The 15,237-nt window shown below is 70.5% G+C and carries 10 protein-coding genes; 4 read left to right on the top strand and 6 right to left on the bottom strand.

The window, feature by feature from the left end; genetic code table 11:
• Positions 1-68: 68 nt before the first annotated feature.
• Positions 69-5,021 (bottom strand): NAD-glutamate dehydrogenase, encoded by a 4,953-nt coding sequence (locus ABZX30_RS31960; RefSeq protein ID WP_355939940.1) that lies wholly within the window; start codon positions 5,019-5,021, stop codon positions 69-71.
• Between the two features lie 544 nt (positions 5,022-5,565).
• Between ABZX30_RS31960 and ABZX30_RS31965 the strand changes: the two genes are divergently transcribed.
• Entirely contained in the window at positions 5,566-6,132 is a 567-nt protein-coding gene (locus ABZX30_RS31965) for a DJ-1/PfpI family protein (RefSeq protein ID WP_355939943.1), read from the top strand.
• Between the two features lie 78 nt (positions 6,133-6,210).
• Here ABZX30_RS31965 and ABZX30_RS31970 read toward each other — a convergent pair whose 3' ends face one another.
• On the bottom strand, positions 6,211-6,882 hold the full coding sequence (locus tag ABZX30_RS31970) for an HAD family hydrolase (protein ID WP_355939946.1): 672 nt from the start codon (positions 6,880-6,882) through the stop codon (positions 6,211-6,213).
• Between the two features lie 75 nt (positions 6,883-6,957).
• Complete coding sequence (locus ABZX30_RS31975) at positions 6,958-7,470, bottom strand: hypothetical protein (protein ID WP_355939949.1); 513 nt, start codon at positions 7,468-7,470, stop codon at positions 6,958-6,960.
• 297 nt (positions 7,471-7,767) lie between these two features.
• Here ABZX30_RS31975 and ABZX30_RS31980 point away from each other — a divergent pair, with 297 nt between their 5' ends.
• Complete coding sequence (locus ABZX30_RS31980; protein WP_355939952.1) at positions 7,768-8,247, top strand: Rv3235 family protein; 480 nt, start codon at positions 7,768-7,770, stop codon at positions 8,245-8,247.
• Between the two features lie 101 nt (positions 8,248-8,348).
• Here ABZX30_RS31980 and secA read toward each other — a convergent pair whose 3' ends face one another.
• Positions 8,349-11,165, bottom strand: coding sequence for a preprotein translocase subunit SecA (gene secA / locus ABZX30_RS31985; RefSeq protein ID WP_355939955.1), 2,817 nt, complete (start codon positions 11,163-11,165; stop codon positions 8,349-8,351).
• Between the two features lie 263 nt (positions 11,166-11,428).
• Here secA and ABZX30_RS31990 point away from each other — a divergent pair, with 263 nt between their 5' ends.
• Together ABZX30_RS31990 and ABZX30_RS31995 are read left to right on the top strand one after the other, a co-directional pair.
• The gene (locus tag ABZX30_RS31990; RefSeq protein WP_355939958.1) at positions 11,429-12,010 is read left to right on the top strand and encodes a GNAT family N-acetyltransferase; all 582 of its coding nucleotides are present in this window, start codon (positions 11,429-11,431) and stop codon (positions 12,008-12,010) included.
• 101 nt (positions 12,011-12,111) lie between these two features.
• The gene (locus ABZX30_RS31995) at positions 12,112-13,284 is read left to right on the top strand and encodes a crosslink repair DNA glycosylase YcaQ family protein (RefSeq protein WP_355939961.1); all 1,173 of its coding nucleotides are present in this window, start codon (positions 12,112-12,114) and stop codon (positions 13,282-13,284) included.
• 3 nt (positions 13,285-13,287) lie between these two features.
• On the opposite strand, the gene ABZX30_RS32000 is transcribed toward ABZX30_RS31995, so the two are convergent.
• Together ABZX30_RS32000 and raiA are read right to left on the bottom strand one after the other, a co-directional pair.
• Positions 13,288-14,031 carry a response regulator transcription factor gene (locus tag ABZX30_RS32000; RefSeq protein ID WP_355939963.1) on the bottom strand — a complete coding sequence of 248 codons (744 nt, stop codon included), beginning with the start codon at positions 14,029-14,031 and terminating at the stop codon, positions 13,288-13,290.
• 203 nt (positions 14,032-14,234) lie between these two features.
• The gene (raiA, locus tag ABZX30_RS32005) at positions 14,235-14,960 is read right to left on the bottom strand and encodes a ribosome-associated translation inhibitor RaiA (RefSeq protein ID WP_355939966.1); all 726 of its coding nucleotides are present in this window, start codon (positions 14,958-14,960) and stop codon (positions 14,235-14,237) included.
• Positions 14,961-15,237: the final 277 nt, after the last annotated feature.

Below are 15,237 nucleotides of genomic sequence, written 5' to 3' on the forward strand. Positions count from 1 at the left end.
TCCGCCCCGCCGGGCCGCCCCGCCCCCCCCCCCCCCCCCGGGGCGCCCCCCCCCCCCCCGCCTTGCGTCTACGAGTGCGTGCGCAGCAGCGTCCGCATCGTCCGCATCGCCACCGAGAGGTTGGCGAGGTCGAAGGTCTCCGAGCCGCGGATCTCCTCCAGGGTGGTCCGCGCCCGGCCCAGGATCGCCGTGTTCTTCCGCTCCCAGGCCTCGAAGCGCTGCTCGGGGGTCGAGGTGCCGTTGCCGGCCGCGAGGACGTCCGCGGTGAGGGACGCGTGGGCCGCGTACAGGTCCTCGCGGATGGAGGCGCGGGCCATGGACTGCCAGCGGTCGGCGCGGGGCAGTTCGATGATGCGGTCCATGAGCTGGGTGATGCGCAGGCGGTCGGCGAGGTCGTAGTAGACCTCGGCGACGTCCAGCGGCTCCTTGCCCATGCGGTCGGCCACCGAGACGATGTCCAGCGTCGGGAAGGCCGAGGAGAACCCGGCCACCCGGGTCGCCAGCTCGTCCGGGACGCCGGCCGCGGCCAGCTCGTCGTACACGTGCTGGTACCACTCCAGGTCCTCGCCGCGCAGCAGCTTGGGCAGCTGCTGCCAGACCTGCTCGACCCGTTCGGCGAAGAACTCGACGGTCTCGGCGAGCTGCAACGGCTGCGGCCGGTTGTTCAGCAGCCAGCGCGTGCCGCGCTCGACCAGACGGCGCGAGTGCAGGCGGATACGGGTCTGGACGGCGGCGTCGACCTGGTTGTCGAGTGCCTCGACCGCGTCCCACACCGGCGCCGAGCAGAAGAGCGTACGGGCCACGGTCTGGGCCCGGACGATCTCCTCCAGGGAGGCACCGGTCTCCTCGCGCAGCCGGTGCAGGTACGTCGTACCGCCCGTGTTGACCGTGTCGTTGACCAGTACGGTCGTGGTGATCTCGCGGCGCAGCGGGTGGCCGTCGACCCGGTCGGCGAACTGCTCGCGCAGCGCGGCCGGGAAGTACGCGTGCAGCAGGCCGCGCAGGTACGGGTCGTCCGGCAGCGAGGTGTGCAGCAGCTCCTCGGCGACCGTGATCTTCGTGTAGGCCAGCAGGACGGCCGTCTCCGGGCTGGTCAGCCCCTGGCCCTGGGTCAGCCGCTCGCGGATCTGGCGGTCGGTGGGCAGGAACTCCAGCGCCCGGTCGAGGTGGCCCTCGTGCACCAGGTGGCGGATGAAGCGCTGCTGGGCGTGGAGCATGTCCTTGGACTGGGCCAGCGCGTTGGCGATCGCGGTGTTCTGCGCGTAGTTGTTGCGCAGGACCAGACGGCCGACCTCGTCGGTCATCTCAGCGAGCAGCTTGTTGCGCTGCTTGACGGTCATGTCGCCGTCCGTGACCAGGCCGTTGAGCAGGATCTTGATGTTCACCTCGTGGTCGGAGGTGTCCACGCCCGCGCTGTTGTCGATCGCGTCGGTGTTGATCTTGCCGCCCTGCATCGCGAACTCGATGCGGCCGAGCTGGGTCAGGCCCAGGTTGCCGCCCTCGCCGACGACCTTGACGCGCAGGTCGGCGCCGTCGACGCGGATGGCGTCGTTGGCCTTGTCGCCGACGTCCGCGTTGGACTCGGTGGACGCCTTGACGTACGTGCCGATGCCGCCGTTCCACAGCAGGTCCACCGGCGCCCCGAGGATCGCCTTCATCAGCTCGGCCGGGGTCAGCTTGGTGACCTTGCCCTCGATGCCGAGCGCCTCGCGGATGTGCGCGTTGACCGGGATGGACTTGGCGGTGCGCGGGAACACCCCGCCGCCCGCCGACAGCAGGTCCGTGTCGTAGTCGGCCCAGCTGGAGCGGGGCAGGTCGAACAGACGGCGGCGCTCGGCGTAGGAGACGGCCGCGTCCGGGTTCGGGTCGATGAAGATGTGCCGGTGGTCGAAGGCGGCGACCAGGCGGATGTGCTCGCTCAGCAGCATGCCGTTGCCGAACACGTCACCGGACATGTCGCCGATGCCGACCACCGTGAAGTCCTGGGTCTGGGTGTCCACGCCCAGCTCCCGGAAGTGCCGCTTGACGGACTCCCAGGCGCCCCGGGCGGTGATGCCCATGCCCTTGTGGTCGTAGCCCGCGCTGCCGCCGGAGGCGAAGGCGTCGCCGAGCCAGAATTCGTACGACTGCGCGACCTCGTTGGCGATGTCGGAGAACGTCGCCGTGCCCTTGTCGGCCGCGACCACCAGGTAGGTGTCGTCCCCGTCGTGCCGCACCACGTCCCGCGGCGGTACGACCTCGCCGGCCACCATGTTGTCGGTGATGTCCAGCAGCGCCGAGATGAACGTCCGGTAGCTGGCGATGCCCTCCGCCAGCCACGCGTCCCGGTCCACGCCCGGGTCCGGCAACTGCTTGGCGACGAAGCCGCCCTTGGCGCCGACCGGCACGATGACGGTGTTCTTCACCATCTGCGCCTTGACCAGGCCGAGGATCTCGGTACGGAAGTCCTCGCGGCGGTCCGACCAGCGCAGGCCGCCTCGGGCGACCTTGCCGAAGCGCAGGTGCACGCCCTCGACGCGCGGCGAGTACACCCAGATCTCGTACGCCGGGCGCGGCGCCGGCAGGTCGGGGATGGCCTGCGGGTCGAACTTCATGGAGACGTAGGCGTGCGGCTCGCCGCCGCGCGTGTCCTGGAAGAAGTTCGTGCGCAGCGTCGCCTTGATGACGGTGAGGAAGGAACGCAGGATGCGGTCCTCGTCGAGGCTCGCCACCTGGTCCAGGGCCGCTCCCAGCTCCTCGAGCAGGGCGTCGACGATCTCCATCCCGGCCCGCTGCCGGTCCGGCGACATCCGTGCCTCGAAGAGCGAGACGAGCAGCCGGGTGGTGTGGACGTTGTTGCGGAGGGTGTCCTCCATGTAGTCCTGGCTGAAGGTGGAGCCCGCCTGCCGCAGGTACTTGGCGTACGCCCGCAGCACCATCGCCTGCCGCCAGGTCAGGCCGGCGCTCAGCACGAGGGAGTTGAAGCCGTCGTTCTCCGCGCGACCGGTCCAGGTGGCGGCGAAGGCGTCCTGGAAGCGCTCACGGCCGTCGTCGCCGAGCCACTCCGCGCCGCCGCTCACCGCCCGGGGCATGCGCAGCCCGAAGTCGTAGATCCACGCGGTCGTCCGGTCCGCGCAGCGCAGCTCGTACGGCCGCTCGTCGGTGACCTCGACGCCGAGCCGGCTCAGCACCGGCAGCACCTGGGAGAGGGAGACCGTGCCGCCCTTCTGGTAGATCTTGAAGCGGCGCTCCTCGGGCGCGGCGCCCACCGGCTCGTACAGGCTCAGCGAGAACGTCTTGTCCTCGCCCAGCCGCTCCAGGTGGACGAGGTCGGCGACCGCGGCGCGCGGGCTGTGGTCGGCCTTGTAGCCCTCGGGGAAGGCGTTGTTGTAGCGGCGCAGCACCTCCGCCGCGTACTCCTCGCCGCACTCGGCGGTCAGCGCCTCGGCGAACGCGTCGGTCCAGGAGCGGGCCGCCTCCACCAGGCGGGCCTCGATGCGGTCCTTGTCGCTGTCGCTGAGCTCCGGCAGCTCGGTGCCCTGCGGGACCCGGACGACGAAGTGCAGCCGGGAGAGGATCGACTCGGTGTTCCAGGCCGTGAAGTCGACGCTGGTGCCGCCCAGCTCCTCCTTCAGGATGTCGATGATCCGCAGCCGGACGCCGGTGGTGTAGCGGTCGCGGGGCAGGTAGACCAGCGCGGAGTAGTAGCGGCCGTACTCGTCCTGCCGCAGGTAGAGCCTGAGCCGCCGGCGCTCCTGCAGGTACAGCACCGACGTGACGATGGACTGCAGCTCGGCGACCGGGGTCTGGAAGAGCTCGTCGCGCGGGTAGGTCTCCATGATCTGGAGCAGGTCGCGGCCGTCGTGGCTGTGCGGCGAGAAGCCGGCCCGCTCCAGCACCTCCTCGACCTTGCGCCGGATCACCGGGACCCGGCGGACGGACTCGGTGTAGGCGGCGGAGGAGAACAGGCCGAGGAAGCGGCGCTCGCCGACGACGTTGCCGTCCGCGTCGAACTTCTTGACGCCGATGTAGTCCAGGTACGACGGCCGGTGGACGGTGGCCCGGCTGTTGGCCTTGGTCAGCACCAGCAGCTTGTGCTCGCGGGCCTTGGCGCGGGCGTCGGCCGGCAGCCGCTCGAAGGAGGGGCTGACGGGGTGCTGCTCGTCGCCGGAGTGGTGCGGGTCCGAGCGCAGTATGCCGAGACCCGTGCCGGGGACCGCGGCCAGGGAGTCGTCCTCGCGCAGCTGGTACTCGCGGTAGCCGAGGAAGGTGAAGTGGTCGGCGGCCAGCCAGCGCAGCAGCTCGCGGGCCTCCTCGACCTCGGGCACGGTGAGATCACCGGGAACGGGCTCGTCCGGCAGGCCCTCGGCCATGCGCAGCGCCGCGTCCCGCATCTTCTCCCAGTCCTCGACGGCCTCCCGGACGTCGGACAGCACGCGCAGCAGGTCGGAGGTGATCTGCTTGAGGTCGGCACGGTCGGTCTCACGGTCGGTCTCGACGTGGATCCAGGACTCGACGTGCGCGTCGTGCGGGAGCTCGGCGCCGGCGGGCGGGGTGGGCAGCACCTCGATGAGCTTGCCGGTGAGGTCGCGCCGGACGACGAACTGCGGGTGGATGACGACGTGGATGCCGCGTCCCTGCCGGGTCAGCTCATTGGTGACCGAGTCGACGAGGAAGGGCATGTCGTCGGTGACGACCTCGACGACGGTGTGGCTGCAGGTCCACCCGTTCTCCTCGACGGTCGGGGTGTGGACCCGCACGTTGGCCGTGCCCTGGGGGCGGTTCTCGGCCAGACGGTAGTGCGAGACCGCAGCGCCGAAGACATCGACCGGGTCGCGGTCGGTGAGGTCCTCGGGGGCGGTGTGCAGGTAGTAGCGCTGGAGGAACGCGAGCATGGACTCCTGGTCCGGGCTGCCCGGGCTCCCCGGAATGCCCTCGCCCGTGATCCCAGTCGGTAGGTGCCCCCCGACCGGGCTGTTCTCAGCTACCCGAGCAGCCCTCTCGAGCAGCTCGGCCTTGGCTTCGTCCAGCTTGGTCTGCATTGTCCTCTGGCTCCTGTCGCGCGCCGTTGCGTGACGTAGAAGGAAGTACGGCCTCTTTCCTTCCGGCTCGCCGCCACGGCCCGGGGTGTCCGGTCCGATCCGACGCTATGCCGCAAGGGGAGAGGAGCGGGGGGTAATCAGCCATTCTCGGCGCGCCCGACGGGTGTGACGCTGCTCTCGGCGACGTCCTTGCCCGGGGAGTGCGCGGCGCCTCGGAGACCCTTGCGTCCCCGTCCCGCCCGCGAGGACCAGCGACTGCCGCCCGGTCACGGATGTCCTCCGTGCTTTCCGGGCGCAGGGCGAGGGCACCGGTGCCCCCGCGAACTATCGCGCTGATCACGCCACCAGGCTATCGCTCCCGACCGGGGACCCGTCATGAGCCGTATGTGTACAAATCCCGGGGTGGAAGTTTGACGTTATGCACAGGGGTGGAGACGGTCCGGAGGGCGTATCCACGACGGCCCGGCAGGCCCACGTGGCAACGGGACCCGTCGGAGGGACGTCTGCCGTAGACAGGTTGTCCTCCCGTAAGGAGCCGCCCGACATGACCGCCAAGATCCTCATCGTCACCGGCGACGCAGCGGAGTCACTGGAGGTCCTCTCCCCCTACCAGCGCCTCCGCGAGGAGGGCTACGAGGTGCACATCGCCGCCCCCACCCGCAAGAAGCTGCGGTTCGTCGTCCACGACTTCGAACCCGGCTTCGACACGTACACCGAGAAGCCCGGCTACACCTGGCCCGCCGACCTGGCCTTCTCCGAGGTCGACCCCGGCCAGTACGCGGCCGTCGTCATCCCCGGCGGCCGCGCCCCCGAATACCTCCGCAACGATCCCGAGGTCCGCAAGATCCTCAAGTCGTTCTTCGACACCGACAAGCCGGTCGCCCAGATCTGTCACGGCCCCCTGCTGACGGCCGCCACCGACAGCCTCAGCGGCCGCCGGGTCACCGCCTGCCCCGCGCTCGAACTCGACATGCAGGCCGCCGGCGCCACCTTCCAGGACGCCGAGGCGGTCGTCGACGGCACCCTCGTCTCCGCACGAGCCTGGCCGGATCACTCCGCCTGGATGCGGGAGTTCCTCACGGTCCTGCGTGCGAAGGCGCCGGCGACCTGAGCGTGGCGGGCCGGTCCCGCGAGCCGGTCCGGTGAGCGGACGCGGTCAGCCGCTGTGTGCGCGAGGCGGGCCGGCCGGTCAGGCCGCCAGTCGCTCCGCCTCCGCCACGGCCTCCGCGAGCGTGTCCACCACCGGCACCCCCGCCTCCTCCAGGCTGGCCCGGCTGTGCGACCCCCCGGTGTACAGCACGGCCCGCGCCCCGACGTACCGCGCCGCCACCGCGTCGTCCGCCGCGTCCCCGATCACCACCGTACGCGCGGGCTCGACTCCCGCCCCGTCCAGCGCCTCGAGATGCCGCACCATGTGCTCGGCCTTGCTGCCCCCGGACGGCCCGGTCCGCCCCTCCACCCGGATGAAGTGCGCCTCGATCCCGAACCCGCGCACCAGCGGCAGCAGTTCGTCGTGCACATACATGCTCAGCAGCGACTGGCTGCGCCCCGCCGACCGCCAGGCCGTCAGCAGCTCCACCGCACCCTCGGTCAGTCCGCAGCGCACCCGGTGCTCGGCGTAGTACCGGTGGAAGATGTCGTCCATGATCTCCCACTCGGCTTCGGTCGGCAGCCTCCCCAGCAGCCGCTCGTAGAACTTCGGCACCGGCACGCAGTACAGCGCCCGGTACTGCTCCAGTGTGATCGGCGCCAGCCCCAGCTCGCCGAAGGCCGCGTTCGTCGCCACGATGATCGCGTCGTTGTCGTGGAACAGCGTCCCGTTCCAGTCCCAGACGATGTGCGCGCTTGAGTGCGTCCCCATGCCCCAGAACGTACCCGCCGCCACCGACAATCATGGACCGGCGGAGAGACCCGCAGGTCACAGCGCTCGCGTCGGTTACCCGAGCCCCACCAGATTCGGGATCTCCTGCGTCGCGAACCACAGCAGCTCGTGGTCCTCGGCCCCGTCCACGACGAACTGCGCGTCGTCGTCCCCGCCGTCCGCCGCCTCGAGCGCCCCGGCCGCGGCGGCCACGTCCGCCTCCGCGTCGTCCGCGTCCACGTGCACCGCGGCCGCCTTGGCCAGCCGCACCGGCCCGGCCACCCGCACCTCGCCGAGCGCCGCCGGGTCGAGCCCGCGGTCCGGGTCGGCGGTGGCCGCGCCGTCCGGCACGTCGACGGCGACCACGACGCGCCGCCGCGCGGCCTCCGGCTGCGCGGCCAGCAGCCGCAGGGAGGCCAGCGCGGCCCGGCTCAGCGCCGCGTACTCCAGTTCCTCGATGTCGTCGGAGAGGTACCACTCGCGCAGCCCGGGCGTGACCGCGTACGCGACGAGCGGGCCGCTCCCCAGCTCACCCGTCCGGTGGGCCTCGGCGAGCCCGGAGAGGGTCAGGGGGACGTAGACGCGCATGGCTGGCCGCTCTTTCCTGGTCGGAGGCTCCGCTGAGGCTCTTCAGGATACGGGTGGAGTCCTCTTTCGGATTCCCGCCCATGACGACCCGGACGTCCACCCCGCACCACGCGACTCACCCGGGCCCGGCCCGGCGCCACGGGGATTACCGCCGCGCCGGCCACTCGGATAGGTGAACCTCCCGGACCGCGACACCGGCCGGGTCCTTCCTTGCCGCCGCCACCCTCGGGCCCGTACAAGATCCCCACCACCAAGTTACCGCCCGGTACCCGCCGGGCCCGCCGAACGGGGACTTCCGTGAACAAGGTGATGACCAGGGCCGCGGCACAGCACCGCCCCGGCACCCGCCCCCCGGGCCGCCGTGACCCCCGCCGCCCCGGCGGCACCCCGCCCCGCAACCCGGCCCCGGGGCCGACCGCCACCGCGCCCCCGCCGCGCCCCCGCCCCACCGACCTCTTCGCCGACCGTCTCCTCGCCGTGCTGAGCGGCCGGCGCCCCGTCCACTGGATGCTCCGGCACACCGTCGGCCGCGCCTACGACGATCTGGCCCGGCTCGCCGAAGCCGGCACCCTGCGCACCCGCGGCACCCAGCCCGTCGTCCGCGACATCGGCTACTTCGTCCCCCGCCCGGGCGCCGTCGAGGCCTTCGCCCGCATCGGCGCCGGCGACCAGCTCCGCGCCCTGGCCTTCCGCCTGGAACAGGGCCCCGACCTCCGCTGGCGCTGCACCGCGGTGGAACTGGGCGGGCCGCGCGGTCCACGGGGTCAGGACCGCTGAAACGGCCGGCCGGGGCACCGGCGACGGCATGCCGAAGGGCCGGGCGCCCCGAGGGGTTCCCGGCCCTTCCCACCGCTACGGTGCCGCAGGCACCGGCACGGTCACTTCTTGCGGCGACGGCCCGCCTTGGCCTGCTTGCGCCGCTCGGCACGGGTGAGGCCGTCGGCCTCGGAGCGCACGGGCTCGTCGTCGGTGGCGAAGTCGCCCTCGACCACGCCGCCCTCGCCGTCCACGGTCGGCGCGGAGAAGTGCAGCTCGCGTCGCTGCGGGGCGTCCAGCCCCTTGGCACGGATCTCGGGACGGGCACCGGCCTGCGCCGGCACCGTGTCCTGCGGCTGCTTCGCCGGCGACGGCGCGGCGTCCTCGACCGGGACCTCCTCGACCTGCTGCTCGACCTGGACCTCCAGGTTGAACAGGTAGCCGACGGACTCCTCCTTGATGCCGTCCATCATGGCCTGGAACATGTCGAAGCCCTCGCGCTGGTACTCGACCAACGGGTCCTTCTGCGCCATCGCGCGCAGGCCGATGCCCTCCTGGAGGTAGTCCATCTCGTAGAGGTGCTCGCGCCACTTGCGGTCCAGGACCGACAGCACGACCCGGCGCTCCAGCTCACGCATGATCTCGGAGCCGAGCTGGTTCTCACGGGCCTCGTACTGCTCGCGGATGTCGTCCTTGATGGACTCGGAGATGAACTCGGCGGTCAGTCCGGCCCGGTCGCCGGCCGCCTCCTCCAGCTCCTCGATGGAGACCCGTACCGGGTAGAGCTGCTTGAAGGCGCCCCACAGCCGGTCCAGGTCCCAGTCCTCGGGGAAGCCCTCGGCGGTCTCCGCGCCCACGTACGCGTCGATCGTGTCGTCCATGAAGTGCTGCACCTGCTCCTGCAGGTCCTCGCCCTCCAGGACACGGCGGCGCTCGCCGTAGATGACCTCGCGCTGCCGGTTGAGCACCTCGTCGTACTTCAGGACGTTCTTACGGGTCTCGAAGTTCTGCTGCTCGACCTGCGACTGCGCGGACGCGATCGCCCGCGTGACCATCTTGTTCTCGATCGGCACGTCGTCCGGCACGTTCGCCATGGACATCACGCGCTCTACCATCTGGGCCTTGAACAGCCGCATCAGGTCGTCGCCGAGGGAGAGGTAGAAACGGGACTCACCGGGGTCGCCCTGACGGCCGGAACGACCGCGCAGCTGATTGTCGATCCGGCGCGACTCGTGCCGCTCGGTGCCCAGCACGTACAGGCCGCCGAGCGCCTCGACCTCTTCCTTCTCGGCCTTCACCGCCTGCTCGGCCTTCTCCAGGGCGGCGGGCAGGGCGTGCGCCCACTCCTCGATGTGCTCCTCGGGGTCGAGGCCGCGCTGGCGCAGCTCCGCCTCGGCGAGGTCCTCGGGGTTGCCGCCGAGCTTGATGTCCGTACCACGGCCGGCCATGTTCGTGGCGACCGTGACCGCGCCCTTGCGGCCGGCCTGGGCGACGATCGTCGCCTCCCGGTCGTGCTGCTTGGCGTTGAGCACCTCGTGCTGGATGCCGCGCTTGCTGAGCTGCTGCGAGAGGTACTCGGACTTCTCCACCGAGGTGGTGCCGACCAGGATCGGCTGGCCCTTCTCGTGCTTCTCGGCGATGTCGTCGACGACCGCCTCGAACTTGGCGACCTCGGTGCGGTAGATCAGGTCGGACTGGTCCTTGCGGATCATCGGCTTGTTCGTGGGGATCGGGACCACGCCGAGCTTGTAGATCTGGTGGAACTCGGCGGCCTCGGTCATCGCCGTACCGGTCATGCCGGAGAGCTTCTTGTAGAGGCGGAAGAAGTTCTGCAGGGTGATCGTGGCGAGCGTCTGGTTCTCGTCCTTGATGTCCACCCCTTCCTTCGCCTCGATCGCCTGGTGCATGCCCTCGTTGTAGCGGCGGCCGGCGAGGATACGGCCGGTGTGCTCGTCGACGATCATGACCTCGCCGTCGATGACGACGTAGTCCTTGTCCTTCTTGAAGAGCTCCTTCGCCTTGATGGCGTTGTTCAGGTAGCCCACCAGCGGGGTGTTCACCGACTCGTAGAGGTTGTCGATGCCCAGCCAGTCCTCGACCTTCGAGACGCCGGACTCGTGGATGGCCACCGTCCGCTTCTTCTCGTCGACGTCGTAGTCTCCGGTCTCCTCCAGGCCCTTGAGCGGGTTGCCGGGCTCGCCCTTCTTCAGGCGCGTGACCAGCTTGGCGAAGTCGCCGTACCACTTGGTGGCCTGGTCGGCCGGGCCGGAGATGATCAGCGGCGTACGGGCCTCGTCGACGAGGATGGAGTCGACCTCGTCGACGATGGCGAAGTTGTGCCCGCGCTGGACGAGCTCGTCCTGCGACCACGCCATGTTGTCGCGCAGGTAGTCGAAGCCGAACTCGTTGTTCGTGCCGTACGTGATGTCGCACAGGTACTGCTCGCGGCGCTGGGCCGGCGTCATGTTGGCGAGGATGCAGCCGACGTTCAGACCCAGGAACTTGTGGACGCGGCCCATCATCTCGGAGTCGCGCTCGGCCAGGTAGTCGTTGACCGTGATCAGGTGGACGCCGTCACCGGAAAGCGCGTTCAGGTACGCGGGCAGCGTGCCGACGAGGGTCTTGCCCTCACCGGTCTTCATCTCGGCCACGTACCCGAGATGCAGGGCGGCGCCGCCCATCAGCTGCACGTCGTAGTGCCGCTGGCCGAGCACGCGCTTGGCGGCCTCCCGCACGGTGGCGAACGCCTCGGGGAGCAGGTCGTCCAGGGTCTCACCATCGGCGTACCGCTGCTTGTACTCCTCGGTGAGGGCGCGCAGCTCGGCGTCGGAGAGGTCGACGAAGTCCTCTTCGATGGAGTTGACCTGGTCCGCGATGCGGTGCAGCTTGCGCAGGATCTTGCCTTCGCCTGCACGCATGATCTTCGAGAGGACGGACACGGGGGCTGGTCTCCTTGCCGGTCGGGCCTGGGACGGTCGGTTTCCATTTGACGTACTGAGCAACGGCCATCGTATGCGAGGACCCGGCCACGCCGGGAGGCCTGGCGGCGCGAGGCCTGTTCCCACAGGGGTCAACGGCCGGGCCACGCGGATAGTGCCGCATGGTCGCACGGAATTGCGCGGAATGTGATCACACGTTCACGCACAGCACAGCACAACACAGCGAATGGCGTCCCCGCCCGCCGCCCGAGCACAATCGCCCGATGGAACCCGTGACGCTCACCACCGGCCGTCTCGTGCTGCGCACCGTGGGCCCGCACGACACCGACGCGGTGTACGCGGCCGCCCAGGACCCCGACACGCAGCGCTGGATCTCCCAGTTCCCCTCGCCCTATCTGCGCGAGCACGCCGAGAGCTTCACCGGACAGGCGGCACCGGACGGCTGGGCGCACGACTCGATGTACACCTTCGGCCTCTTCCTGCCCGACGGCCCGCTGGCCGGCATGCTCGGCATCACGATGCGCGCCCTGGGTGTCGGCGAGATCGGCTTCTGGGCCGCCAGGGAGCACCGCGGACACGGTTACGTCACCGAGGCCGCGCTCGCCGCCGCCCGCTGGGCCTTCACCACGCTGGCCGTCGACCGGCTGGAATGGCGCGCGGAGGTCGGCAACCGGCCCTCCCGCGCGGTGGCCGAGCGCGTCGGCTTCACCATCGAGGGCACCCTGCGCTCGGCGGTCAACAACAAGGGCGTGCGCCGGGACTGCTGGGTGGGCTCCCTGCTCCCGTCGGACCTGGGCCTGCCGTCCACGGCACCGTATCTGCCGGCACCGGCCCACCTGGGCTGACGGCCGGCCCGGCCGCGGCCTCACGCACGCGCACGGCTGGGGCGGCGGCGGAACCCCAGCTCGCCGCCGACTGTCGGTGCCACCCTCTATCGTCCCGTCCCATGACGACCCCGCGCCCCGCCGCCGACCTCTCCGCAGACGACGCCCGCCGCATCGCCCTCCGCGCACAGGGCTTCCTCGGCACCCCCGACCGCCGGGCAGGCGTCCGCGGCGTCCTCCGCCACCTCGGCGCGGTCCAGCTGGACACCATCTCGGTCCTCGCCCGCTCCCACGAACTCGTCCCGTACGCCCGTCTGGGCGCCGTCGGCCGCAAGACCGTCGAAGACGCCTACTGGAAGGACACCCACGCCTTCGAGTACTGGTCCCACGCCGCCTGCATCCTCCCCGTCGAGGAGTGGCCCCACTTCGCCTTCCGCCGCCGTGCGTACCGCAACCGCCCGCACTGGGGGCACGAGCTGCCCGACGGCGCCTACGACCAGGTGATCAAGCAGCTCCGCGCCGAGGGTCCCCTCACGGCCACCGAGCTGGGCGGCGCGAAGCGGACCAGCGAGTGGTGGGACTGGTCCGGTGCGAAGGTCGCCGTGGAGCGCGCGCTGATGTACGGCGAGGTGGTCTGCGTGCGGCGCCGCGGCTGGAAGCGCGTGTACGAGCTCGCCGAGCGCGCCGTCCCGGACGCGCTGCTGCACGACGGACTGGACGACACGGCGTGTCTGCGCCGCCTGGTCCGCCTGGCAGGCGAGGCCCTCGGCGTGGGCACGCGCGCGGACATCGCCGACTACCACCGGCTCAAGGGCGAGCAGGTCGATGCGGTGATAGCGGACTCGGGTCTGGTCCCGGTCACGGTCGAGGGCTGGGGCAAGCCGGCCTGGGCCGACCCGGCGGCCCTGGAGACCGCTCCGCGCGGCCGGCACCGCACCACGCTGCTGTCCCCGTTCGACTCCCTGATCTGGGAGCGGGCCCGCACGGAGCGGATCTTCGGCTTCACCCACCGTCTGGAGGCCTACGTCCCCAAGCCGAAGCGGGTGTACGGCTACTTCGCCATGCCGGTCCTGGCCGGCGGTCAGCTCGTCGGCCGTGTCGACCCGGCCCGCGAGGGTCGGACCCTGGTGGCCAAGCAGGTCACCGTGGCCGGCACCAAGGCCGTGCCGGCCGTGGCTCAGGCCCTGGTCGAGGCCGCGAGCTGGGTGGACTGCACGGACGTACGGGTGGAACGTGTGGACGCCCCCGGGGTCCGCGAGGCCCTCACCGCGGAACTCGCCCGCCTCCTCGCCTGATCCTCACCGGATCTCGAGGATCTTCTCCCGCATCGCGTAGACCACCGCCTCCATCCTGGAGTGCAGCTGCAGCTTCTCCAGGATGTTGCGCACATGGTTCTTCACGGTGTTCTCGGAGATGAACAGCTCCTTGGCGATGTCCCGGTTGTTCATCCCGGTGGCGACCAGCTTGAGCACCTCGATCTCCCGGTCGGTGAGGCGCGGCGCCGGCACCAGCCGGCGCTCGTCGGTGCGCTGGATCATCGACTTGAACTCGGTCAGGAGTTTCGACGCCATGGAGGGGCTGATCTGCGACTGCCCGTCGGCCACCGCGCGAATGGCGGTGGCCACCTCGTCGGTGGAGATCTCCTTGAGGAGGTAGCCGGTCGCGCCCGCCTTGATCGCGTCGTAGAGATCGGCCTCCTCGTCGCTGATCGTCAGCATGATGATCTTCGCGCTCGGAGCCACCTCCTTGATGGAGGTGCATGCCTCGATCCCGCCGCGCTTGGGCATCCGTACGTCCATCAGGACGATGTCGGGCAGCAGGTCGGCGGCCTTGTCCACCGCCTCGGCGCCGTCACCCGCCTCTCCGACGACCTGGATGTCCTCCTCGGCGGCGAGCACGATCTCCAGGCCACGGCGGAACAGGGCGTGGTCGTCCACGACCAGGACTCGGATCGGCTCCTTGCGTGGAGCGCCCGCGTCCGGGCCCATGCCGGCGCCGTCGCCGGCATCTCCCTCCTGCATCGGTCCGAAGCTGTCCGCCATCGTTCCTCCCCCTGCGGCTGTGGCCTGTGGTCCTGTGCCATCGCCAACCCAAGGCAGCGGCCCACCGGTTGGGCCGTGCGGCCATGATTCCATGCCGGGACGACACTGCGGTGACAGTGCGGGGCGCGAACCGGTCGCACACCGGTGCCCCTGGGGGCGCACACGCGCTCCAGGGGCACCCGCTCAGCTGTCAGCCGGATGATTCAGCCGCCCAGCGTGCCGCCCGCCGCGGGGGACTGCGCCTGGGCGACCATCGGGTCCGTGCTGAGGTGAATGACGCCGTAGTCGTAGGCGTGCCGCCGGTAGACGACGCTCGGTTCCTTCGTCTCGGAGTCGACGAAGAGATAGAAGTCGTGTCCGACCAGCTCCATCTCGTAGAGAGCCTGGTCGAGGGTCATCGCAGAGGCTACGTGGGTCTTCTCGCGAACGACGAGGGGGCCTTCGCCCTGCACTTCCAGCGAGCCGATCCTCTTCGTCGGCACTTCGCCTTCTTCTTCCTCATGGACGGGGAGGCCGTTCCCGTTGAGCGTCGCCGCGCCCGGAACGTGGTCGGGAACCTCGGCCGCCGAGATCCGGCGGGCGCCGCGGCGCGAGAACCGCTTGTCGTGCTGCTTGCGCAGCCGGGCTTCCAGCTTCTCCGCCGCCAGGTCGAGTGCCGCGTACGGATCGTTGGCCGCTGCCTCCGCCCGGATCACCGGGCCGCGGGAGCGCAGGGTGATCTCCACCCGGTCGCAGCGGTCGGCCTGTCGGGGGTTGGGCTCCTTGGACACCTCGACATCGAGGCTGATCACCTTGGCATCAAGCTTCTGGATCTTTTCCAGCTTCAGCTTCTCGGCCACGTGCTTGCGGAACCGCTCGGGCACCTCGGTCTTGCGGCCCTTGACGACGATGTCCACGCAGAACTCCGTTCCCGGATCGCTCCGCATCACTGGCGGAGCATCTCCCTTTCGCACCCGGCTCCGGTGAACTCCGGAGCCTCGGACTCGGTGACGTCCACCTCCTCCTCCCCCGCGGGCAAGATCTCCACCCTGCCGGTGCGGGTGATTGCAGGAAACCCGCAGCACGGCATTCGTATATGAGGGGTATGGCCTGCGCCTTTCCCTCACAACCGAACATATCTCGCCCGGACGGATGTCGTCACCCTCTACTGCGGCGTACCTCCGTTCCGGTGTATTTGCCTTCTCGTTACCAGCAACGACGCACGTT

The sequence above is a fragment of the Streptomyces sp. NPDC004542 genome (assembly GCF_040610035.1).
Lineage (GTDB): Bacteria > Actinomycetota > Actinomycetes > Streptomycetales > Streptomycetaceae > Streptomyces.